This window comes from Gilvimarinus japonicus, from assembly GCF_042847215.1.
GTDB classification, from domain to species: domain Bacteria; phylum Pseudomonadota; class Gammaproteobacteria; order Pseudomonadales; family Cellvibrionaceae; genus Gilvimarinus; species Gilvimarinus japonicus.
This window is the reverse complement of the sequence record NZ_AP031500.1, coordinates 1300001-1324550: the sequence shown is the minus strand read 5'-3', so window position 1 is coordinate 1324550 and position 24550 is coordinate 1300001. Positions and strand designations below refer to the sequence as shown.

17 protein-coding genes and 2 rRNA genes (1 of these 19 only partly in view) are annotated in these 24550 nt (G+C 52.3%); 6 read left to right on the top strand and 13 right to left on the bottom strand.

Features of this window, described 5'->3' with window-relative positions; genetic code table 11:
* Positions 1 to 57 precede the first annotated feature (57 nt).
* From ACGHAD_RS05475 to ACGHAD_RS05465, 3 genes are read right to left on the bottom strand one after another with little or no spacing between them, the layout of a single operon-like run.
* A complete protein-coding gene (locus ACGHAD_RS05475) occupies positions 58 to 1218 on the bottom strand; it encodes an ABC transporter permease (protein ID WP_382416594.1) in 1161 nt (386 codons plus the stop codon).
* Positions 1202 to 1945, bottom strand: coding sequence for an ATP-binding cassette domain-containing protein (locus tag ACGHAD_RS05470; protein ID WP_382416596.1), 744 nt, complete (start codon positions 1943 to 1945; stop codon positions 1202 to 1204). The genes ACGHAD_RS05475 and ACGHAD_RS05470 overlap by 17 nt, the downstream gene beginning before the upstream one ends.
* Entirely contained in the window at positions 1942 to 3465 is a 1524-nt protein-coding gene (locus ACGHAD_RS05465; RefSeq protein WP_382416598.1) for an alpha/beta fold hydrolase, read from the bottom strand. Before ACGHAD_RS05465 ends, ACGHAD_RS05470 begins: the two co-directional genes overlap by 4 nt.
* Before the next feature lie 453 nt (positions 3466 to 3918).
* Between ACGHAD_RS05465 and ACGHAD_RS05460 the strand changes: the two genes are divergently transcribed.
* From ACGHAD_RS05460 to ACGHAD_RS05450, 3 genes are all read left to right on the top strand, one after another.
* The gene (locus ACGHAD_RS05460; protein WP_382416600.1) at positions 3919 to 5121 is read left to right on the top strand and encodes a lytic polysaccharide monooxygenase; all 1203 of its coding nucleotides are present in this window, start codon (positions 3919 to 3921) and stop codon (positions 5119 to 5121) included.
* A gap of 292 nt (positions 5122 to 5413) precedes the next feature.
* Positions 5414 to 7738: a TonB-dependent receptor gene (locus ACGHAD_RS05455; RefSeq protein ID WP_382416602.1), complete on the top strand. Its 2325-nt coding sequence runs from the start codon at positions 5414 to 5416 to the stop codon at positions 7736 to 7738.
* A 41-nt stretch (positions 7739 to 7779) separates the two neighbouring features.
* Positions 7780 to 8283, top strand: coding sequence for a DP-EP family protein (locus ACGHAD_RS05450; protein WP_382416604.1), 504 nt, complete (start codon positions 7780 to 7782; stop codon positions 8281 to 8283).
* Positions 8284 to 8320: 37 nt separating this feature from the next.
* Here ACGHAD_RS05450 and ACGHAD_RS05445 read toward each other — a convergent pair whose 3' ends face one another.
* The 4 genes from ACGHAD_RS05445 to ACGHAD_RS05430 form a co-directional block, all read right to left on the bottom strand.
* Positions 8321 to 10927, bottom strand: a complete 2607-nt coding sequence (locus ACGHAD_RS05445) for a protein kinase domain-containing protein (RefSeq protein WP_382416606.1) — start codon at positions 10925 to 10927, stop codon at positions 8321 to 8323.
* Positions 10924 to 11925, bottom strand: coding sequence for an FHA domain-containing protein (locus tag ACGHAD_RS05440; RefSeq protein WP_382416608.1), 1002 nt, complete (start codon positions 11923 to 11925; stop codon positions 10924 to 10926). Before ACGHAD_RS05440 ends, ACGHAD_RS05445 begins: the two co-directional genes overlap by 4 nt.
* Before the next feature lie 349 nt (positions 11926 to 12274).
* Entirely contained in the window at positions 12275 to 12898 is a 624-nt protein-coding gene (locus ACGHAD_RS05435; RefSeq protein ID WP_382416653.1) for a GDSL-type esterase/lipase family protein, read from the bottom strand.
* Positions 12898 to 14379: an AAA family ATPase gene (locus ACGHAD_RS05430; protein ID WP_382416610.1), complete on the bottom strand. Its 1482-nt coding sequence runs from the start codon at positions 14377 to 14379 to the stop codon at positions 12898 to 12900. The genes ACGHAD_RS05435 and ACGHAD_RS05430 overlap by 1 nt, the downstream gene beginning before the upstream one ends.
* A gap of 81 nt (positions 14380 to 14460) precedes the next feature.
* Here ACGHAD_RS05430 and ACGHAD_RS05425 point away from each other — a divergent pair, with 81 nt between their 5' ends.
* Positions 14461 to 15201 carry a hypothetical protein gene (locus tag ACGHAD_RS05425; protein WP_382416612.1) on the top strand — a complete coding sequence of 247 codons (741 nt, stop codon included), beginning with the start codon at positions 14461 to 14463 and terminating at the stop codon, positions 15199 to 15201.
* Between the two features lie 103 nt (positions 15202 to 15304).
* Positions 15305 to 15949: a 2-polyprenyl-3-methyl-6-methoxy-1,4-benzoquinone monooxygenase gene (coq7, locus tag ACGHAD_RS05420; RefSeq protein WP_382416614.1), complete on the top strand. Its 645-nt coding sequence runs from the start codon at positions 15305 to 15307 to the stop codon at positions 15947 to 15949.
* An 86-nt stretch (positions 15950 to 16035) separates the two neighbouring features.
* Here the strand turns inward: coq7 and ACGHAD_RS05415 are convergent, their stop codons facing one another.
* Entirely contained in the window at positions 16036 to 16455 is a 420-nt protein-coding gene (locus ACGHAD_RS05415; protein WP_382416615.1) for an OsmC family protein, read from the bottom strand.
* A 278-nt stretch (positions 16456 to 16733) separates the two neighbouring features.
* On the opposite strand from ACGHAD_RS05415, the gene crp reads away from it, so the two are divergent.
* Positions 16734 to 17369, top strand: a complete 636-nt coding sequence (crp, locus tag ACGHAD_RS05410; protein ID WP_382416617.1) for a cAMP-activated global transcriptional regulator CRP — start codon at positions 16734 to 16736, stop codon at positions 17367 to 17369.
* Between the two features lie 86 nt (positions 17370 to 17455).
* Here crp and ACGHAD_RS05405 read toward each other — a convergent pair whose 3' ends face one another.
* From ACGHAD_RS05405 to ACGHAD_RS05385, 5 genes are all read right to left on the bottom strand, one after another.
* Entirely contained in the window at positions 17456 to 18685 is a 1230-nt protein-coding gene (locus ACGHAD_RS05405) for an MFS transporter (protein ID WP_382416619.1), read from the bottom strand.
* A 77-nt stretch (positions 18686 to 18762) separates the two neighbouring features.
* Entirely contained in the window at positions 18763 to 19908 is a 1146-nt protein-coding gene (locus tag ACGHAD_RS05400; RefSeq protein WP_382416621.1) for a Gfo/Idh/MocA family protein, read from the bottom strand.
* Positions 19908 to 20963 (bottom strand): sugar phosphate isomerase/epimerase family protein, encoded by a 1056-nt coding sequence (locus ACGHAD_RS05395; RefSeq protein ID WP_382416655.1) that lies wholly within the window; start codon positions 20961 to 20963, stop codon positions 19908 to 19910. Before ACGHAD_RS05395 ends, ACGHAD_RS05400 begins: the two co-directional genes overlap by 1 nt.
* 982 nt (positions 20964 to 21945) lie before the next feature.
* A 5S ribosomal RNA gene (gene rrf, locus ACGHAD_RS05390) occupies positions 21946 to 22061 on the bottom strand.
* A gap of 182 nt (positions 22062 to 22243) precedes the next feature.
* Positions 22244 to 24550, bottom strand: a 23S ribosomal RNA gene (locus tag ACGHAD_RS05385); it runs 578 nt beyond the window's last position.

Genomic DNA, 24550 nt, shown 5'->3' with positions numbered 1-24550 from the left:
TAGCAGCCGGAACCACTTGCAACCGCAAGCAGCGCAAGCAAAACAAGCCGGCACCCACTAACCATAAATCACTTTCGCCCGTCGTAATTGCCGCCCGGCAAACCACAGTGCCAACAACACAATGGGGAGCGCCGAAAGCCAAAAGGCGGCAAACGCCCAGATGGGGGCAGATTCACCTAGCAGCAGACTTTTAAGTACTGTTTGATGCCCCAGCAGTGGCACCCACAATTGCCAATCGGCATAAATACCTGGGCTGGTCATCACAATAAAAAATGGAATCATCGGCAGCAGCACTAGCAAGCTCATATAGGTTTGGGCGTCTTTAAACGAGCGCGACAAAATACCCAGAGCCAACTGCAGCGCCGCGGCGATCATAGCCACCGGCAATAACGAGCCAAATATTGCCAGCACGGCCAGCAGCCCAACCTCGACCCGAAAACCCATTTGATTAAAAGGTAATAAAGCTAACGCAATACTGAGCAAGATAAGCGTTAAAGCTACCACCGATAAAGTTAAACATAACGCCGCCAACCACTTGCCCGTAATAAACAACGCCGACGAGGTAGGGTTAATCAAAAGCGGCTCTAGTGAACGACGCTCGCGCTCGCCGGCGGTCATATCTGCCGAGAAGCCCATGCTCCCCATCATGGCACTCATAAGTAATAACAACGGCACACCGGCTAAAATCAAACCGCCCATCTGTTGCTCCGAGGCCACATTGGTTTCTTTAATGTGTACCGGCGCGATCAGCTCGGGGCTAAGCCCGCGCGCCATGACGTTAACGGCCGCATTGCGTGACGAGTACTGATAGATAAGGTTGCGTACGGTGCCCAGCGGGCCGTGTACATTTTGATTGGCGGCGTTGTACACCAATGTTACCGGCAAAGGCTCTTTGGCACCTGGGGCCGGCTGCTCGGCGGGAAGACTCAACCCTATTTCCAGCTCGCCAGCTTCGACCGCTTGGTAGAGATCTTGGTCGTAGGTTTTTATGTTTATCTGGTTTTCTTCAAGCCACGCAACCAACTCTGGCGCGTTACCACTGACATTTAATTCGATGTTGTGCTGCACATTTTTTTGCAAGTGAATAGCAAAGCCAATACCCAGCGAAAAGAACACGACCATGTAGACCGGGGGCAAAAACGCTAAACGCAAAGCGCGTTTATCGCGCACCGCATCAATTAACTCTTTATAAAAAATGGCTTTAAGCGTGCGCCACATTATCTTGCTCCTTAATTTCAGACAGTTGCACAAACGCCTCTTCCAAACTGGCACAACCGGTAGCCGCCACCACATCGTTAACTGTACCGTCGGCAACAATGCGACCCCTGGCAATCACCACCACGCGATCACAAAGGTTCTCTACCTCGTACATTAAATGGCTTGAAAACAACACGCACTTACCGGCGGCTTTTTGTGCGTGTAACAAGCGACGAACAGCGCGAGTGGTAATCACGTCCAAGCCATTGGTAGGTTCGTCCAATAAAATATGATCAGGACCGTGCACAATCGCCCGCGCCAACGCGGTTTTCATACGCTCGCCTAATGAGAAGCCATCGGCATAACGCTCGGCAATGGTCTCCATTCCCAACAACTCAATTAAGTTCTCACACGCGCTGGCAATTGCCGGCTCGTCCATACCTTGCAGGCGAGCAAAATAGGCAATATTCTCCCGGGCCGTTAGTCGTTTGTACAAACCAGCGGTGTCGGGCAGCACCCCAAGCTTGTGACGCACGATATCGGGCTGTTGCGCCACATCGATACCATCGACGGTGATTCGCCCCTCGCTGGGCACCAGCAAGCCAACCAAGAGCCGCATCAACGTGGACTTACCGGCGCCGTTTAAGCCCAGCAAACCGACGATCTCACCATCATTAATACGCAGCGATACATTATCCAACGCCACGACATCGCCAAAACGCTTACTGATATTGTCAATCTCAATCATAGTGTGTCCACCGCTGCGCTATTACTCTCGGGTGACAAGTAAGGCACTAAAGGCTGAATTTTTGTCATACACTCCGCGCTGCCTTCGCTTAACTGAGTATGATTAATAAAGTCGGCAATCACCGCTGAGGTACACCCTTCTCGAGTGACACCGTGGTGCGCGCCCGTTGCCACCAGTGACGTTGCCTTGGTTAAGGTGCGGGCAGCCTGCGCGGCCCAATATGGTGGCGTGATGGGGTCGCGCTCACCCGATAACAATAATGCGGGCACATCACTGCGTACCGGCTGATAATACTCGCTGGCAACGCTCGCCTTGGGCCAAAACTCACAAATACGCGTAACCGGCGTCGCCAGGTCAACCCCGAGAAAAAGCTCACTCTTGGGCCTGGGTGTTACGCCTGCGTCTTCATTGCACAGAATTGTCATATGCATACCAAGCGCTAAATTAGGCGCACTATCGCTGGTTGCTAAGCGGGTAATTAGGCTCGCCACTAAACGGTAATCTTGCGTATCGGCAGCGGCTAACGCGGCGGGCAACAAGCGACTCGCCAAGCGATCGTACAAACTAAAACGCACTAAACCGGCAAGCTTACTGTCATCCAACAAGAGCGATGTAGGTTGCCCCGTTAGCGGGTGGTCAATCGTCAAGGTAACGGGCTGTGCACGTAAACGCTCTGCGGCCCGGCGCCCCGCCTTGGCTATATCACCATAGCGCTCGGTACAGGCGGCTTGCGCTAAGCACTGCTCGGCAAGCCGCTGTAGCGCTCGGTTTGCATCACTACCAATGTTATATGGCATGGCCAATTGCACCGGTGCCACACCATCCATCACCACCGTGCGCAAAGCTTGGGGGTAATCGGCCAAATAGCTCAAAATTACTCGGGTGCCATACGAGCCACCCCACAAGTTAATGGTGCGGTACCCCAACGCTTTGCGCACGGCTTCTAAATCGGCCACCGCCGCGCTGGTGGTGTAATATGGCGCGCGAGGCGCTAACGCTTTAGCACACACGCGGTATTGCTCGATACTCGCGTCGGTAGCCGCCGCTGAATGCCTCAACAACTGGTCGGCCTCATCAACCTCACAATTGAGCGGGCTAGAATGTCCGGTGCCGCGCTGATCGACAAACACAATATCGCGTTTTTTGCGCAACTCGTAAAACGAGCCTGATAACACATCGGCAATATCGGTGGCCGACTGCCCCGGCCCGCCGGCAATCACAAACAAAGGATCGGCCTCGGGCGCAGCGCTGATGGCCGGCCAGCGTTTGATGTATAGCTCAAGCTCGTTTGCCTCGGCCCCACCCAACCCCGGGTTTGTCGCAGAGCGATTTAAAGGCACGGTAAAATAACCACACTCGGCGCCACTGACCGTTGGCGCCTCGCCCTCTTTGCGCTCGCAAGATGTCAGCTCAAGTGAGACACGGGGTTGATAGCTATCGCGCTTATCACACCCAAATAGAGTTACTGACACCAAAGCAGCAATTGCGTAACGCCACCAACCATCGAACCTTATCTTCACGAATATTACTCCTTTAACAATGCGTCCTTTTATCTATATCACCGGCGCTCCTTGCTGACGACGTTAGGCTACCCAGTCATGGATCGCTCCCGCGCTAGGCGCACGGGGACAATCTTTACGCGCAGCAGTATACCCTTGAGCTCTTGCGGATTGTACGCCTGTGCGCCGAGACATTAGCAACACAACACTTTTAAAGGCGAGTCACTTAGGGGCTGAGTCGCCTCAATACATGCGCCCGCAGCAGACACACCCAGAGGACTAAAACCTAGTGATATTAAGTACCAAAATATGACAAAAATCACACATAATATTGGTATTTAGTATCACATCAAGTTATCATCTCCAGCAGCGTAGGGGCTAATCTCGTACTTCTCCCCTATCGCCAACATTGGTTGCTGAGGTGATTGCAACATCTAAAAAGTCCAATAAAAAAGTCCCCCCGGAGGAGACAACATGAATACTAATAACGAGTACTCCCTAACCCGTAAAGTACCCGCCTTCAAACGCTCTAAGCGCGTTATGGCTTTTACCGCCTTGGTGGCCGGCTCTTCAGCTTTGCTCTCAGCCGTCGATGTCACTGCACATGGCTATGTGTCATCACCCAAAAGCCGCGTGATTCAATGTAAAGAAGATGGCATTGAAAACCCGACACTACCCGCATGTATCGCGGCCAAAGCGGCTGGAAACGGAGGTTTGTATACACCGCAAGAAGTTGCTGTTGGCGGCGTGCGTGACAATCATCGGGACTTCATTCCGGACGGACAACTTTGTAGTGTTGGCCGCAGTAACCTTGCGGGGATGGACCTCAACCGCACCGACTGGCCAGCCACCAGCGTAAGTCCTGGTCCTCTCGATTTTATATGGACCAATACGGCGGCTCATAAAACGACCTATTTCCGCTATTACATTACCCGGGAAGGGCATGATTTAACGCAACCTTTGCGTTGGGATGATTTAGAGCTGATTCACGACTCAGGCCCCGCCGATCAAGAAGCCGTTGCAACTCACAATGTCGATCTACCCTACCGAACCGGTCGTCATATTATTTATAGCGTTTGGCAGCGCGATTGGGTAAGAGATGCCGCCGAAGGTTTTTATCAGTGCATTGATGTGGACTTTGGTAATGGCAGCGGCAACAACTCCAGCGCTAGCTCTGACTCAAGCTCATCGAGCAGTGTGTCCAGCAGTTCATCCAGTGATACCAGTGATACTTGCGCGGCATTAACCGATTGGAACGATAGCAGCGTATATACAGGCACAAATCAGGTCCGATACCTCGACAAACGCTATCAAGCAAAATGGTGGACTCAAGGTGACAACCCCGCCGGCAACTCAGACATCAACGGCGTTTGGCTAGATTTGGGCGCGTGCCATGGCAGCCCGATCTCGTCTTCATCCAGCTCAAGTAACTCATCGTCGGTAAGCTCATCCAGCAGCTCTGTTGTTACGTCCAGCAGTTCAAGCAGTGCTACTGGCAACTGCACCTCTCCGAGCTATGTTGATGGCAGCAACTATGCCAATGGCGCACTGGTGCAAAACGGTGGCAGCGAGTACAGCTGCACTGTGAGCGGCTGGTGCACCGTGGGCGGACCTTACGAGCCGGGCTCTGGCTGGGCCTGGAACAATGCATGGTCACTAGTGCGCAGCTGTAACTAACACGGCGCTCTACTGCCCACTTTGTTTAGATAAACACATAGTGGGCAACCGACCCCTTACCCCTAAAAGCCCCACCTAAAATAAAGTGGGGCTTTTTATATAAAAGCTCCAGACAGTTTTTCGCTAACAGCCCAGCCACATCGCCGCGACATGATTACCCCGTAAGCGTTAATCAAGCCTTGCAAAAGTCCATTAGCCATTGCCAAATGCGGACTCCTGACTCACTATATCCACCGAATGACCTAAACCCATTAAAACAACATACTGTTCGATATAAAGGGGAGCCAAGCCCGTGAAGGCTGCAGATCAACCACATCGTTTTGACCATACCACCCACGCTAGCGCACCGCCGACCCCCTCTGAGGGTCACCTAAGCAGACGTTTACCCATGAGTCGCTTAGCGCTCTGCATTGCCTGCTCTTTGCCTTGGGCGAGTGCCGCTCTGGGCGAGAGTAAGTCAACCAATATGACAAGCTCCGAGCTCTCCATCGAAGAAATTATTGTCACCTCAACCAAAAGATCGCAAAGCCGCGACGACTTTGCCGGCTCGGTAACTGTGTTCGACCAGCAGTGGCTTGCCCAACAGCAGCCATTAACATTGCAAGCACTTGCCGGGAATACGCCGGGGTTTAACATTATCGATACCGGCAGCCGCAACCCAAGCCCTTTGGTAATTCGCGGCTTGCGCTTTGCGGGCGTCGATGCGAATGATTTGGGAGGCGATGGCGGCAGCGTGGCTCGCTATATTGATGATATCCCGCTAGAAAGCTACTACCTGCCCCCCGACTTACAAGTACTGGACCTTAAGCAGGTTGAAGTGCTGAAAGGCCCTCAGGGCACTTTGTACGGCAGCAGCTCGCTGTCGGGGGTGGTTCGTTACGAAACCAATAAACCCGACCTGGAAGAGTACTCCACCCAGTTAAATGCCAGTGTGAGCGACACGGCACACAGTGACGATACCGGTCATTCAGTGGGTTTGGTGAGCAACCTACCTATCGCCGCAGGCAAAGCGGCCGCGCGATTGGTGTTAAACCAAGACGAGGTGGCGGGCTTTATTGATAACGACTATTTATTGTCTGGCCCTGAAAACGACATTAACGACGAGCGCGGCAAGCAGGCGCGCTTAAGCCTGCGCTGGAAACCGGTCGATGCATTAACGCTCGACGGCAGCTATCATTATCAAGACCGCTTTGTCGGCGACCGCCAAGCCAGCAATGAGCCCTTTACCGACGATCCCTACGGCGCCTCAAGCCGTTACCTGCAGCCGGCCGATACCAAAGTCGAGATGGCGAGCATCTCGGCGCGCTACGAGTTTGAACATGTTGCAGCAACAGCGATTCACAGCCGCTACGATTACACCACCCAGCGCCAAGCGGATCAGACCGACTTTTTACTGGGTTATGGTGAGTTTTACTCCTCTTATGATAATTTTTCTGCGCTTACCCAAAGCGACTTTGATGTCACCAAAAGCAGTACTGATTTACGCTTAGCATCGCGCGATGATTCTGCGCCGTGGCAGTGGTTGGTGGGCGCGTTTTATAGCGAAGATGATATTGAGGGCGATATAGTTGACTTGACACCCGGTCTTGATAAATTTTGGGGCGTAGAAGATGAGCCGCTCGATTATTACGGCGAGCAAACCGAACACTTAACCGAGACAGCTATTTACGGGGAGTCGACCTATCGTTTTGGCTCACGCTGGCAGGTCACACTAGGCGGCCGCTACTACGAGCAAGACGACGACTTACAAACCTGCTCGATGTTTCCCCTGTATGATCGCCTCGACGGCTACGAGCCCGCGTTAGTCTGCGATGCTGACAACGAAAGCGACGACGGTTTTCTCTGGAAGGCCAGCGCCCAGTACCATGCGCAATTTGGCTCGCGATTTTACGCCGTCTACTCAGAGGGCTTTCGCCGCGGCGGCAGCAACGCCTTACCGGTCTATATCGAGCAAAACCGAACCTACCAACCCGATTACGCCGAGCACTATGAGCTAGGCTTTTTATCGGGTGATTTATGGCAAAACGCCACGGTTAACGCCAGCCTGTACACCATCGACTGGCAAGACATCCAACAGAGTGCTACGGTCGAATACTACCCCGTCACCATCAACGCGGGGGCCGCGCGCTCAATTGGGGTTGAGCTGGAAGGTCGTTTTAATTTGAGTGACCACTGGGGGCTACAATGGGGCGCGGCTTATAACGATGCCACCCTGCGCATTCCGGCCGACGACGCTTTTGATCTGGCAACGCCGGGGCAATCGGGCGATCGACTACCGGGCTCACCCCGCAAACAATGGAACATCGGGCTAGATTCCGAACATCAATTTGACGCTTTTCAGGTTGATACTCTAATATCGGTTATGTCTCTCGGTGAGATCACCACCGCACTTAACAGCAACATTGCCAATTATGAACGCCTACCCGGGTTTACTCTACTGAATGCTCATGTGGGCGCCCAGTGGGGCAATTGGTATTGGGCCGTCGATGCGACCAACCTCACTGACGAGCGCGCGATCACCGGAAGCCGACACGAAAGTGAGTACGGCCCCCAAGGACGCTTCGATATCATCACCCGCCCGCGCACCCTAGCCTTAAGTGTGCGCATAACACTTTAGGGTGCTGAATAAATAACTATTGGCAAAACAGGATGGTTTCTATGTCAAAAAATAACGGTACTTTACTCATTGATGTCCCGCAAGGCGGCGCCAGTATTACGACCATAAAGCTAACACCAAAACTACCAAAAGCTGGCAAAGCTCAAGTCTGGACAATGGATGATGTGACCACTGAGAAGGTCGAGAAGTTTTCAAACGTAGTCGTTGCGTTTGATGAAAACTCACTGCCAGATCAAGTGCGTTACGAGAGAGCGATACTGGTGGTTCACCTCTCTGAAAAAGCGCAAAAGCAAAAAGGTTATTGGAGCTTTGCATTTGACGGGCTGCAGTATGTACCGAGCAAAGAGGACGACCTGCACAATATCGAAACGCAAGTATCACGCGACGGACAAGTACTCACATTAACTATCCACAACTTCGGTCTCAATAGTGAAGATGTGGATTTTAGCTTCCTCGCGATGTATCGGGATAACCAATCCGGTGAATGCTCAATCTACGCATCCGCCGATCCAGGCATCCGCGTTGGCCGTCCGCCAGGGCCGTAAGTTCGCCCTTTAAATTTAAGCATTATTTCAGAGCGCCCTACTGAGCAGCAGGACAATCAGTAGCGGCGCTACCCCCAGCTTGAGTAAACACCCCCTCACCGCACAAGGATTGAAACCACGGCATCGAGAACCACACCGCGCCCATACCGCTATTAAGTGCCTCGCGCGCGGACAGCTGCGCCGAAATACGCTCTCCGGCAAGGGTGTACACTAAGGCTCCAGCGTAGTGAGTGTCGCCACTGTTAGGGTCGAGTTCCCGCATCTGTTGATAAGCCTGCACAGCCGCCCTCGACTGGCCTAGCTGCGCCAGCGCTTGCGAGCGTGCGCGCAAAGAGAAGGCATCGGTCGCGGACTCTGTCGCTTTAATTAATTGTCGATATTGCTCCTGCGCACCGGCATCACCCATCAACAGTGCCGTATCGGCGACATTGAGTAATGTTTGCGGGTCATCCGGCGCTCGAACGAGTGCCTCTTGAAACAGCGATTGGGCTTTAGGGTATTGCTGCTCCAGCATATACACCAACCCCAAATTATTCAGCACTATGGCGCTGCGCTCATGCTCCAGCACTTGCTCCAACGCTTCACGCGCCTCGGGCAATCGCCCCTCCCACAGGGCAATAACGCCTCTAAAGCTATTGGTTTTATGGTCACTCGGGTTAAGGGCGTACGCCTTTTCGATGTGTACCCAGGCCGCTTTAACATCGCCACTAAGCCAATACGCCATAGACAAACGAAAATGGTTTTGCACGCTCGATCGCAATTGCACACCATCGCCAAAGTAGTTCACCGCCGTTTTATATTCACCTTCTGACAGAGCTAGCAAACCGTTAAGCTCGGCTATTTTTAACGGGCTTGCGCCCAGTGCCTCTAACTCGGGAATCAACACCCTTGCGCTATCGTAATCGCGGCGCGCTCGTGCCAAGGCAAATTGGTTGAGCATCTGACTCTCGGTTTGTACATGTCGCTCCGCAGGTAAAAAGCGTTGCAGGCGCGTTAAATAATCAGCCTCCCCGGTATCGTGGTAAAGATCCAGCGCGATCTCTCGATACAAGGTTTGTACGCTGGACCACGCTTGAGCATCGGGCTTTAATGCCTCCAGCAAAGACAGCTGCGAGGTGTTAGCGCCATTAATACCATAGGCCTGATATTGATCGACAAATACTTTATAGTCTTGCTCATCGGGCAGGCGAATGGCACTGTCGCCAGTGTAATCATAAAGCTGATGCAGGTGACGATAGACGCTCTCGGCGAGCACGCTATAACGCTCATTAAGGGTGCGGTAAGTCAGCGACGATACAACTCTTAGGCGTGTGCCTTGAGCCGCTCGTGTTAACCGGCTCAGGGTAATATCGCACCACGTCAGCTCACAATATACATCCGAGGTGATTAGCTCGCGAGCGGCAACTGCCGTTAGTAATTCGTAAGGGCTACCGGCGAAACCGTCGACCTCAAAGCGCGGGATCAACTCCACACTGGGCACACTCAACGCCCCCTCGCTTGCCGCTTGGTAAACCGCACCGGCTATCATCCGCTGCTCATTGGAATCAAAATTTTCAGCCGCTGATATTTGCGGTGGCAAAACCGCTACAGGCTGGGCGGGCGCACCAAACCATGAAAAATAAGCCATCGCCGCGCCACCAACAAGTAACAAACATACGATCGCTAGCGCAAACCACTGACGTTGGGATTTTTTTTCTGTCGGCGCCGGCAACAACTGCGCGTGAAAATTTTGCGGTAACTCTAAGGTTGAGCCCACATCGGCTTCTAATGGCGCCGTCACGCGCGTCCAGTTAGCCGAGTCGTTAGAGCTTAAATCCCACTGGTAAATACCATTGAGCGTATCGCTGACCTGCTGACTATTTTGCGGCCGCAGCTCCCGCTGTTTTGCCAACAAGCCTGACAATAGCTGAACCAACTGGGGGGGTAAGCCATTGGCTTCAAGATTAACAACGTTCAACGGGGTGTGAGTAATGTCTTGCAGCAATTTCAGCGCGTTATTGGTCACGCCAAATGGGTGGGCATTAAACAAGATGTAGTAAGCGACGATTCCGAAGGAGAATAAATCGCTCCTAAAATCCAGCGAGTCGCCCATAATTTGTTCGGGCGACATAAAGGCATAACTGCCGATAACGGCTTGTGTTAGCTCGGTTTCTTTGCTTAGCTCGCGAGCGATACCAAAATCGGTCAGTTTGGCGTGCCCCGCCTGATTGACAATAATATTTTCAGGTTTTAAATCCCGGTGCAAAATACCGGCGGTATGAGCACACGCTAACCCTGCGGCTATTTCGTGCAACCACTGTAACCGCGATGAGGTAGAGGGACACTCTTCGCGCAGCTTGTGTGCAAGGTTAACGCCCTCGATGTACTCCATCACCAATGAGCAACCGCCAGGTTCCTCGATAAAGTCGTAAATCTGGACGATACAGGGATGATTAAGCTTGGCGAGGAATTTTGCTTCGCGCTGAAAGCGCTCTAGGCTGTCGGCATTTGCGTGATTATCGCGCAAACGTTTGATGGCCACCAGACGCTCCAGTTGCTCATCATGGGCAAGGTAAACCTGGCCCATTCCGCCCTGCCCGATAATACGCTGAATCCGGTATCGGCTCGCAATAACGGTATCATTGTGCAGGGGGTAGGTACTCATCTAGGCAAAGTAATCGGGCGGGTCTTTCCATCTAGGTGTTGATACTCAACGTTGCCACCTTTTACGATTGAGAACTGGCTACACCCCAAGCGCAAAGTCGTCCCACGGCGCTCAACAAATTTTTCGTTATTGACCTGAGGCATCATTTTTGACAACTGCTGCCGCGCCCGGTATATCTGAATATTGAGGTGCCCGGGCTCTAGCCCCAGCTCGCGCACCAATAGCTCGTTGGGCACCCAACCTTGATTACAGCTCGACAGCCCACGGGCCATATCTTCCACCCGGTGTCGCGCCAACAGCAGCAAAAGGTAATTGTGCGCCCGAATACCTAAATTATGATTAGCATCACCGGTAATTACATCCAAATCGGTGGTTTCTTCATCGAGGCTCACATCAAATCTCAGGTAGCTTTCGGAGATGCAAACATCCTGCGAGCGCTTTTCAATGGTCGGGGCGTAATCTCTGGCGCAAAACAACTGCCACGAGCCCGCCCGGCACTCAATAATATCACCATGACTAAGCGCTTGCGGCGCCTGTGGGGAGATGATCCGCTGCGCTTGCCACTGCCCGGTTTTGGAGTCCTGCTCCACGTACCATTCGGGGTGCTGCTCATTCGGAATCAAGTTTACGGAATTCAGCTCGATAGCGGCACTGAGGTCGTCTTTAGTGAATGGCTGCACGGGTACCAATAAGTCACAAGGCGGCGCGACACTCTCTACCGTAAGCACAACACCCTCTTCGCCAGCCAACTGAATCACATCGCCCACCGCTAGCGGACAATAATCACCGCTGGTTAGGCGCTTGCCATTCACCCAGGTGCCATTGCGGCTTAGGTCTTTTATCTGCCATTGATGACCGTTCCACTCGATGGATAAGTGGCGCCGAGAGATATAAGGGTTGTCGATAAACGTATCAACCTTCCCCGCTAGCGAACCGATCATGTGGTGGGCAACCACTGGAAATCGTAGGTCGGTATCCCTACGGTACAGGTAAGCCATTACCAGATCCCTATGCAAACAGAAAAACGAGTCGAGGTGATTAGAACGCGACAAATCCTTGGGCGTTTTCCAATCCTTGAGCGTTTTCCCAGGCGTAAAGCCAATACAGATCCTTGGGTGACGCGTTAATCAGCATTTCGCGCTGAATGCTCGTTTGAGCCTTTTAAAAGTCTAATACAGCTGTGTCTTGACGGCAAATGCTGTGGTATTTCAGGGGCTTATAACGCTAATGAGGCCACAATAGCCGTTTATTAGTAACGCGGGCAGCCCTAGTAATAACGTGCTAAGGGTATCACAGGTTAAGGGGTTTTGAGATTGCATTATCACGTCTGTGGCCCCACCCCAGCCGTTAAATAGCGCCCGCCTCGCGCAACAAGTCACGTAGCGCCTCCGCCAAGTGCCGGTACCCTGCGTCATTGGGATGGATACGATCCGAGCGCCAGTCAGACTCGCCCAGCACCTCGGCAACAATATCCTCCTGTAACGGTATACGGTTGTTCTCGGCGAGCGCCCGATACAAGGGTTCGGCGCGCAGCAGTAACGAGCGCTGGGGCACGGCAATCAGCACCACAGGAACATCTCGGGCACGGGCGATATCGATCATCTGCTGCAAGTTTTGGGCAAGGCGAGCTTTATCCATACTGCGCAGAATATCGTTGCCTCCGTGACACAAGAGCAAAAGATCGGGCTGTACCGTATCCAACACACCCGGCAAACGACTTAAGCCCACGGCTGACACCTCGCCTGGCACACCAGCGTTAATGACCTCACGCCCCAGCAGCCGCGCTAAGTGACTGGGGTAACTCTGACCATCTGTGGCGCCCGTGCCGCGTGTCAAGCTGTCACCAAACGCTAATAGCCGAGCATCGGGCGGTAATCTAGCAACGGAGGGCGACTCGGAGCAGGCGGTAAGGCATAAGAGCAATAGTAACCAAAATAACCCCCAGCCACGTTGTACGCTAGCCGTGAGCATCACGCTGGTACCGTCCGATCCGCGGCCCAGCTGCGCAAGCCGGCGATCTGCTCAGCCATAACCACCGACAGCGGGCTGGTATTGGCACAGGCGGCTAATAACGCGCTGGTATCCAGCGCGCGCGCCTCGGTACCGGCCTGAAACAACCCCGCGACAATCGCCTGCTCAATTTCCGCACCATTAAAACCCGTGCTCGCCACCGCCAGCTGCTCTAGGTCAAAGTCGTTAGGGTTTAAGCTGCGCTTGTGTAAATGAATCGTAAAAATATCTTGTCGCACTTGGGCATTGGGCAAATCGACAAAAAAGATTTCATCCATACGCCCTTTACGAATCAACTCAGGCGGCAAACGGCTAATATCGTTACTGGTGGCAACGATAAAAACACGGCTGGGACGCTCCGCCATCCACGTCAGTAATGTGCCCAACAACCTTTGCGCCACCCCACTGTCGCCGCCATCGGGGCTCATGGCTTTTTCGATTTCGTCCATCCACAGCACGCAGGGTGACATGGCATCGGCCAATTGCAGGGCCTTGCGCAAATTGCGCTCAGTTTCACCAATGTACTTATTGTACAGCGCCGCCATATCTAGTCGCAGTAAAGCCAGGCCCCACATACCGGCAATGGCTTTGGCCGCTAAACTTTTGCCGCCGCCCTGTACCCCCAAAAGTAAAACGCCCTTGGGGCGATCGGCAACGTGATCACTCGAGGTAAAGGCATCGCGACGATACTCCAACCATTGCTTTAAATTGTGCAATCCGCCAACACTGGCAAAGCTGTCTACTTCCTGCTCAAAGCTGACGATGCCTTCTAGGTCGAGCATCTGAAACTTGCTGCGGTTTAGCTTGGGCAAGTCATCGAGCGATATCGCGCCATCGTCCCAAATAGCGGCCCGTACCAATCGCTGGATATCGCTGGCGCTCATTCCTTGCAAGCTTGCCACCAATTTTTTAAGTGTAATATTGTCGGTTCGAATACGTGTATCGCCGTGTTTTTGCGACCAACGCCGAGCCTCTTCACGCACGACTTGCATAATGTGCTCGTCATTGGGCAGCGCCATAGTAAAGGTGGACGCGTACCGCGACAGCTCTTTGGGTAACGCTAACCGATAACTTAAAAAAATCAGGGTGTTGGGCACCGCCAAATGATTCAGCGCAATATCTTTAATCAGGCGCACCACTTCGGGTTGATCCGACAAAAACGGGTGAAAATCACACAGTATATAGATGCAAGCTTCATTGGCCGTTTTTATATGCCGCAATAGCTCGACCGGCTCATTCAGCCGAGTTTCTTTTGCGGCCAGCTGCGGGCCAAAACCAAGAGTCGACAGACCGTCGGTAAGGCTCCAGCGCGCTAACCGAGCCTCGCGCTGGCGCGCGACCCGCAAAAGTAAGTCCTCTGCCTTTTTTTCCTCATAGGTTTCTATCACTACCAGTGGAATGCTCGCATCCATAATCTGGTTTATATCGGACGTCTCTTGCACGGGCTACCTCCTTGGTTATTGGCCAAATGCTATCACAGCGTCTACTATAGCGGCTTGGACTGTAGCAGACGGACAAACACAGTGGCACACCGACACGCGATACGCATACGCTTAACCGCGCTGCTGCTAACAGCTTCCGCCTGTTTTGCTCACGCCCAAGAGCCCGCAAAACACATCGTTTTCACCTGCTCACTGGCGTCCAGCATCCCTGCCGTAGCGCGATTGGAAAGTTATTATCGCGATGCCTTTGCCGAACTCGGCTACACTTTTGAGATGCGCGAGCGCCCCTCCAAGCGGGCCATCGCAGAGGCCGCCGCCGGCGCCAGTGATGGCGAGTGCGCGCGAGTGAAGAACACACTAGCCGCCCAATACCGCAGCGCTCTAACCCCTATCGATGTGGTCGTAGGCAGTACCACCATAAATATCTGGAGTCGCCAACGGGAGCCACTCACGTTAAAAAGTTTAGGCCAGCCGCAAAACACCATTGGCTATGTTGACGGCAACGAGGCCAGCCGCCAAATATTAGAGAAGCTCAGTGCCAAACTGGGTGACCAAGCGCCTAACGTTATCGCCGTCAACAGCCACCAAACCGCGCTGCGTATGTTGGCTTTTGGGCGTCTAACCCATTGTATTGGGCCGCAGGTATCCTACAAAGCCGCGGCCGTTACCGCCAGCCTAACCGGTCAAGTCTTTGACGCTGGTATTTTATATACCGCCCAAGCGGCACCACTACTCAACAATAGACACCGTGATCTGCTCGCGCCCTTTACCCGCGAGCTACGTGCTATCGTCAGCGAGCGCGGCGTTATCGAGACGTACTAAGCCAAGCCAACGCCGCTCATCCACTAACTCGCGCTATGCGCAATCTCCGGTATAATCGAATCAACTTGCAGTACAACACCCCCCCAAAAGTGGGAGACTGACCATGACACAGGCACGACTTTCACCGATTGACCAGCTCATTATCCGCGCCGATAGCGCCCTGCAAGCACTCGCAGGAGGCCGGCCTCAGGCAAGGCGCTGTTCACCCGCCCACACATACCCTGAAGCTGAGCTAAACGATGCCGAACGCAAGCACGCGGCCGGGCTGATGCGAGTCAATCACGCGGGAGAGGTCTGTGCGCAAGCGCTGTATCAGGGCCAGGCACTGACCGCCAAGCTGCCCTACGTACGCGAACAAATGTACGAGGCAGCCGTGGAAGAGGAAGATCACTTAAAATGGTGCCAAGAGCGTATTCATGAGTTAGAAAGCCACACGAGTTATCTTAACCCGCTTTGGTACGGCGCCTCATTTGCCATCGGCGCCACGGCCGGCTTGGTCGGGGACAAAATCAGCTTAGGCTTTGTCGCGGCTACCGAGCAGCAAGTATGCAAGCACCTTGAATCTCACTTAAAAAGCTTGCCAGTTGCCGATATAAAGTCCCGCGTGATTGTCGAAAAAATGCTGGATGACGAAGCCCGTCACGCCCATACCGCACTTGAGGCCGGTGGGGCTCGTTTTCCGGGACCGGTAAAAGCGCTGATGACCCTGAGCTCCAAAGCCATGACCTGCGCCAGTTACTATTTTTAAATAACTAGGCGCAGCAACCAATATTCGAGCGCCCCACAACCGTTCAAAGCGCCGTCAGCATTGCGCTCAACGCAAGTGGCGCTGAGCTAGCCCGCAACAATCTCAAAATCATGGCTAATTTCCACGCCTGCGCCTTCTAACATAATAGAGGCCGAACAATATTTAGTGGCCGATAGCTCTACCGCGCGCGCTACCTGCTTTTCCTTTAAATCATCGCCCGCGACAATAAAGTGCAAGTGGATTTTGCTAAACACCGCTGGCACCGCGTCAACACGCTCGGCGGTGATTTCTACCCGGCAATCGCGCACCGCTTGCCGAGTCTTTTTTAAAATACTGATCACGTCGAAATTTGAGCAGCCTCCTAACCCCAACAGCAACATCTCCATTGGGCGAATACCGGTATTGCGCCCGCCGTGATCTTCGGGCCCATCCATCACCACACTGTGTCCGCTGCCCGACTCACCCAAAAATTGCGCACCATCGACCCATTTCACCGTTGCTTGCATGTGTTCTGCCTCTCATTTATCCGTTTTTCTGGCGAGCGGCGCATAACGCAGCCCTGACCATTCGCTATTTCAGTGGGCCGCAAGATTACCACAAACGCCTCATACCCCACATATGTCGCGCAAAACCTCTTCTAGATATAGCGAAAAGCAAACTTTAGCGCATGCCTTATAACTGGATCACAAAGATGGAACTCACTAAAGCGCGATATTTGGCACTTTGCTCATTTAGCGGCATAATGAGCCACCGAATTTGAGACATTTATGTCAGGAGTAGCACTTTGGGCGCAGCCTCACTTACACCGCACATTACCAATGTTGATGATTTCCTCATCCATTGTCATCGTCGTCGCTACCCCGCAAAAAGCACCATTATTTACGCGGGAGACAAAAGCGACTCTCTATATTATATCGTCAAAGGCTCGGTTACCGTCCTTATTGAAGACGACGAAGGTCGCGAGATGATTGTCGCTTACCTAAACGATGGCGATTTCTTTGGCGAAATGGGTCTGTTCGACACTGAAGACTCTCGCAGCGCTTGGATTCGCGCCAAGTCGGAATGCGAGGTAGCTGAGATAAGCTACAGTAAATTTCAAGAGATCGCGGTCGATCACCCTGAGTTTTTATTCTCATTAAGCTCCCAAATGGCTCACCGCCTGCGCAATACAACGCGCAAAGTGGGAGATCTAGCCTTTTTAGATGTAACCGGCCGGGTTGCTCGCACGTTGCTAGACTTGTGCAAAGAGCCAGATGCTATGACCCACCCCGACGGCATGCAAATTAAAATTACCCGCCAAGAGATTGGGCGTATTGTCGGCTGCTCGCGGGAGATGGTCGGCCGAGTTTTAAAAACCTTAGAAGAACAAGGCTTGGTGGATGTTAAAGGCAAAACAATGGTGGTATTTGGTACCCGTTAACGATTGCGAGTAAGCCACCCTCATTAAAAAAGCCCGCTCAATACTGAGCGGGCTTTTTTGTATACACGATCGGTAAGAAGCGAGTTTTAATCGGCTAAAGGAGCCGCTTTAATCTCACCTTTTACTAATTTTTTACGAATAATAAACAAGAAAGTAAAGGCCACAATAAGAGCCGCAGGGAACAACGTCATATATTCAAGCGTTGCCAAGCCGGCGGCGAGGTCCGCCTCCGCGCCGACTTTACCAGCCGCAAGTGCTTCTTCCTTAGCGGAGTCCAGCCAGCCGCCAATAATGGGGTTCCAGATACTCACCGAGAACATACCCGCACCACCAATCAGCGACATCCCAAGCGCACCGGTTTTCGGCAAATACTCACTCACAAAACCGATCATGGTAGGCCAGAAATACATCACGCCAACAGCAAACAAGATGGCCGCCACGTAAATCATGCCACCCGTGGCAAAACTCATCGTGTAAATGCCGATAGTTGCCACCACCGAGGAAGCAAGCAATACACCGGCAGGGTTAAGCGCCTCGACTACAGGCCCGGCAAAATAGCGGCCAACAGCCATAAGTCCGGTAACCATCGCCAAAATCACCATGGGGTGTACACCCGAACTACCCAGTGTTTTTTCGACCCATTGCTGCGGACCGAACTCGGAGATAGCGGTAACGGTCATACAGATCATCATAAAAATAAACAACGGTGCCGCTAGCGCTTTAACATTATTAAGTGTGGAGGTTTCGGTATGCTCCAACTTAGGGAAGGTCTCAACAAAGACAAGATAACCATAGATGGCGGTAGGAATCAGCATGACACCCACCTGCCACTGCCAGCCATAGCCCATTTTACTCATCAATAGAGAGACCAGCGAACCAATCACAATACCACCGGGAAACCACACGTGAAACTTGTTAAGCATGGCAGTTTTCTTGTCGTGATACAGCTCAGCAACCAACGGATTACACGCAGCCTCAACCGAGCCGTTGGCAAAGCCAATAAAGAAGCTAGAGAGGATCAACGTCCAAAATCCAGACGCAGTAATGGTCAAAATCAAACCGGCCAAGTGACACACAAAAGCAATGGCCAGTAATTTTTTAGGGCCTAAAAAATTATAAATTAAACCACCAAACATCATGGCAATCGGAAAGCCTAAAAAAGCCATGCCATTAATATAACCCAGCTCCGTGTTCGATAAATCAAAACTCACAGCAAGATCGTTAAGAATACCGGCGCGAATAGCGAAGGTCATGGCGGTTACGATGAGTGCGACGCAACTGGCCGTAAATATTTTGGTGCGGTGGACTTCAGTCATAGTCTTCAGCCTTTATGGTTTCTCTGTTTATTGTTATATCAATGACTGGGCGCTCAGCGCCCAGCGTTGAGTTTATCTTACAGCTCGGTCCAACGGCTGTCTGCTTCGGACGAGGCAATCACCGCTGATATAAACTTCAAGCCTTCAACACCGGTTTCTATACCCGGAATCCAGCGTTGAATATCGACCGTTTTGCCATCGCGTTTGGCCTGCAAGACCTCGGCGATATCACTGTAAACCGTCGCAAAGCCTTCTAGGTAACCCTCAGGGTGTCCCTGCGGGATACGAATACCTCTTGCGGCAATATCACTATCGATATTGTCATCCCGACGTGTAATGCGTTGGTGATGACCAAACAGTGGGGTCAACCAAAGCTCGTTGGGTGTTTCTTGGGCCCACTCGAGGCCGGCTTTATCGCCATAAATACGAATCTTAAGGCCATTTTCACAACCGGGGGCCACCTGACTGGTCCAGAGCATACCTTTTGCGCCATTCTCAAAGCGCATCATCACATGGACGTTGTCATCCACCTGACGTCCGGGCACAAACGCGGTTAAATCGGCGCACACCGAGCTCACCTTTTGACCACTAATAAACCGCGCCAACTGAAAGGCGTGAGTGCCGATATCGCCCAGGCAGCCGCCCGCGCCAGAACGCGCCGGATCGGTACGCCAAGACGCCTGCTTGTTGTCATCTCCCTGCGCTTCGGTGAGCCACTCTTGCGGGTACTCGACCTGCACCAAGCGAATGTTACCCAAATCACCGCGCTCGACCATCTCGCGGGCGTAACGCACTAGCGGGTAACCACTGTAGTTATGGGTCAAGGCAAAGAAGCAATCAGAGTTATTCACCAGTTGCTCCAGCTCCAGCGCCTCTTCTAGGGTGCGGGTTACAGGCTTGTCGCAAATAACGTTAATACCTGCCGCCAGCGCCGCTTTAGCCACTGGAAAGTGCATGTGATTAGGGGTGACAATAGCCACCGCCTCAATGCCATCCTCACGCGCCGCTTCAGCGTTAAACATCTCTTCATAAGAGGCGTAAGAGCGCTCCGGCGCTATCAGCAGATCGTCCGCTGAAGCTTTAGCATTTTCAGGGTTGGACGACAGCGCGCCCGCAACCAGCTCATACTTATCGTCAATACGCGACGCAATACGGTGGACCGCACCAATAAAGGCGCCGCGGCCGCCGCCGACCATACCTAAACGAATTCTTGGCGCAGCCATTACTTACCTCCCAAACCAAGAATACGACGATTACTCGCTTCGTCCGCTTCGCCGCCGGCGAAATCATCAAAAGCTTTATCAGTAATGCGGATAATATGCTCGGAGACAAAGCGTGAGCCTTCTTCGGCACCCGCCTCTGGGTGCTTCATACAGCACTCCCACTCAATCACCGCCCAGCCATCATAGTTATGCTGGGTCAGTTTAGAGAAAATACCTTTAAAGTCGACCTGGCCATCGCCCAAAGAGCGGAAACGCCCCGCGCGCTCAACCCATCCCTCGTAACCGCCATACACACCCTGCTGAGCGGTAGGGTTAAACTCAGCATCTTTAACATGGAACATTTTAATTCGTTCGTGGTAACGATCGATAAACGCAAGGTAATCCAACTGCTGCAGCATAAAATGGCTGGGATCGTACAGAATGTTAGCGCGTGGGTGATTGTCTACCTCTTTCAAGAAGCGCTCAAAGGTCACGCCGTCGTGCAAATCTTCACCGGGGTGAAGCTCGTAGCAAACATCAACACCCGCCTCGTCAAAAGCATCCAAAATTGGCTTCCAAATGCGGCCAAGCTCAGCAAAACCGGTTTCCACCAAGCCCTGTGGACGTTGTGGCCAAGGGTACACAAAGGGCCACAATAGCGCGCCAGAAAAAGTAGCATGGGCTTTTAAGCCAAAGTTCTTACTGGCCTTGGCAGCTAAATACAGCTGGTCAACAGCCCACTTTTGACGCTCCTCGGGCTTACCATGTAAGTGCTCGGGGGCAAAGATATCAAACATCTCATCGTAGACTGGATGCACCGCCACTAACTGGCCCTGCAGGTGAGTCGACAACTCGGTCAACTCCAAACCATATTTAGCGAGAGTCTCAGTTACCTCTTTGCAGTAATCTAAATCGCTGGCGGCACGCTCTAAATCAAACAAACGCTTGTCCCACGACGGCATCTGGACGCCTTTAAAACCGAGGCCACCAGCCCATTTGGCAATATTTTCGAGGGTATTAAACGGCGCTTCATCACCGGCAAACTGAGCCAGAAACAAAGCGGGACCTTTGATCATCTTCACTATTATTCTCCCATAGATTGGTTCAGCTAAACGGTCGTTATATGGGCTCCACCCAGCTGATACTCTAACGAATATTTTATATGTAAGACTCTTTTTATATTCAATAACACACTTTAGCGTGTTTGGAGAGCCTTGCCAACCGCTATAAATCGACCGCCAGAGTATAGCAAGCCACAGCAAAATACCTATGCCAAGCCACCAGACTTGGCAGAAGTTGGCACTTCTTTACATAGTCACATTAACTATTTGAAGCAGCTTTAAAAAGGCATCATCGAATATGGTGATTTTTTCGCGTTTCGATTGTAGGTTTCAGCCAGACTAGACGGCTGGGGCAGCGAAATCCACTATCTGACAAGTCATATTGGCACCTACTTAAAGCGTTAAAGATTTAAAAAACTGAGAATTTAAGCAACAGAGTATTTTCAGGGTAGCAAGATCACCTAGAGTAGCTTACCAAGGGAGCTCGCATTCGCGCCCTAACCTGGCTCCTTATTGACAGGGACGTCATGTATGCAGGTTTTGCAGGAACAAAAACCTGTCCGGAACATGGGCTTTTAGCAGGCCCCATGAGTGCAGCGAGTGCTTTGCGCCCAAATGGCACTGCGTGGAGGTAGGGACAGTTTTTCATCGTATTCTAAATAAACAACCCACCTGGACTAATCGGCCGGGCGCCGATTAGCACGGCGGTAGCTGGCCGAAGGCCGAGCCCATGGAAGGGCGAGTGATTCCCGGATGGGGTGTTTTATTGAGAAGCTTGACCAATTTGTCTGGAGCAAATTGGGATAGACAGAGGCTACCCGTAGGGTTAACCACATGGATGTGGGGTAGTAGAACAACGCAGGAGCCGTTGTCGAGAGCGCCACGGAAGGCGCTCATCACTATGACCGTAGGCCATCGGCAAGCACCACTTAACGTGGATAAAACCCAGACAAGAAAAACGCCCTGCAGGATAACCTACAGGGCGTTTAGATTAGAAGCTTGACGATGACCTACTCTCACATGGGGAATCCCCACACTACCATCGGCGCTGAATCGTTTCACTACTGAGTTCGGAATGGGATCAGGTGGTTCCAATTCGCTATGGTCGTCAAGCAAACAGGTATGATTGGATTTCGGTGTTACCTCCCGAGGGAGAGCCTACTGACACAATCAAATAGGGTGATGAATTAAGCTGCTTTTTACTCTATAAGGTGCTGAGGACAGTCTGTGTATGTCTCACTCAAGTCCGATGATGTATCACGTTACTTTCGTAACCCATCAGTCGTTTCTGTTATATGGTCAAGCCTCACGGGCCATTAGTACTGGTTAGCTCAACGCCTCACAACGCTTCCACACCCAGCCTATCAACGTGGTAGTCTTCCACGGCCCTTTAGGGGATTCAAGATCCCAGGGAAAGCTAATCTTGAAGGAGGCTTCCCGCTTAGATGCTTTCAGCGGTTATCCCGTCCGAACGTAGCTACCCGGCAATGCTATTGGCATAACAACCGGAACACCAGTGGTTCGTTCACTCCGGTCCTCTCGTACTAGGAGCAACTCTTCTCAACTTTCCAACGCCCACGGCAGATAGGGACCGAACTGTCTCACGACGTTCTAAACCCAGCTCGCGTACCACTTTAAATGGCGAACAGCCATACCCTTGGGACCGGCTTCAGCCCCAGGATGTGATGAGCCGACATCGAGGTGCCAAACACCGCCGTCGATGTGAACTCTTGGGCGGTATCAGCCTGTTATCCCCGGAGTACCTTTTATCCGTTGAGCGACGACCCTTCCATACAGAATCGCCGGATCACTATGACCTACTTTCGTACCTGCTCGACGTGTCAGTCTCGCAGTTAAGCTGGCTTGTGCCATTACACTAACCTCCTGATTTCCGACCAGGATTAGCCAACCTTCGTGCTCCTCCGTTACTCTTTGGGAGGAGACCGCCCCAGTCAAACTACCCACCATACACTGTCCGCGATCCCGATAAGGGACCTGCGTTAGAACCCCAAACATACCAGGGTGGTATTTCAAGGTTGGCTCCACGATGACTAGCGTCACCGCTTCAAAGCCTCCCACCTATCCTACACAAATAGGTTCAGAGTTCAGTGTAAAGCTATAGTAAAGGTTCACGGGGTCTTTCCGTCTAGCCGCGGGAACACTGCATCTTAACAGCGATTTCAATTTCACTGAGTCTTGGGTGGAGACAGCGTGGCCATCGTTACGCCATTCGTGCAGGTCGGAACTTACCCGACAAGGAATTTCGCTACCTTAGGACCGTTATAGTTACGGCCGCCGTTTACTGGGGCTTCGATCAAGAGCTTCGCCGAAGCTAACCCCATCAATTAACCTTCCAGCACCGGGCAGGCGTCATACCGTATACGTCCACTTACGTGTTTGCACAGTACTATGTTTTTAATAAACAGTCGCAGCCACCTGATCACTTCGACCGACTTCAGCTTAGGGAGCAAGTCCCATCACCAAGGCCGGCGTACCTTCTCCCGAAGTTACGGTACCATTTTGCCTAGTTCCTTCACCCAAGTTCTCTCAAGCGCCTTGGTATTCTCTACCTGATCACCTGTGTCGGTTTACAGTACGGTTCGTTATTACCTGAAGCTTAGAAGCTTTTCTTGGAAGCATGGCATCAACCACTTCGTCTCAATAATGAGACTCGTCATCAGTTCTCAGCCTTAAGCGCCCGGATTTGCCTAAGCGCTCAGCCTACTACCTTAAACACGGACAACCAACGCCGTGCTGGCCTAGCCTACTCCGTCCCTCCATCGCAGTAATAACAAGTACAGGAATGTTAACCTGTTTCCCATCGACTACGCATTTCTGCCTCGCCTTAGGGGCCGACTAACCCTATTCCGATTAACGTTGAATAGGAAACCTTGATCTTCCGGCGTGGGAGTTTTTCACTCCCATTATCGTTACTCATGTCAGCATTCGCACTTCTGATACCTCCAGCAAGCTTCTCAACTCACCTTCAACGGCTTACAGAACGCTCCCCTACCATGCTCGAAAGCATCCGCAGCTTCGGTTGCTAGTTTTAGCCCCGTTACATCTTCCGCGCGGGCCGACTCGACTAGTGAGCTATTACGCTTTCTTTAAAGGGTGGCTGCTTCTAAGCCAACCTCCTAGCTGTCTGAGCCTTCCCACATCGTTTCCCACTTAACTAACATTGGGGACCTTAGCTGGCGGTCTGGGTTGTTGCCCTCTTGACAACGGACGTTAGCACCCGCTGTCTGTCTGCCATGATTGCACTCCACGGTATTCGGAGTTTGCATGGGGTTGGTAAGTCGGGATGACCCCCTAGCCCAAACAGTGCTCTACCCCCGTGGGTGAGACATGACGCACTACCTAAATAGTTTTCGGGGAGAACCAGCTATCTCCCGGCTTGATTAGCCTTTCACTCCGATCCACAGGTCATCTCCTAACTTTTCAACGTTAGTGAGTTCGGTCCTCCAGTTGATGTTACTCAACCTTCAACCTGCCCATGGATAGATCGCCGGGTTTCGGGTCTATTGCCAGCAACTGAACGCCCTATTAAGACTCGGTTTCCCTACGGCTCCCCTAAACGGTTAACCTTGCTACTGACAATA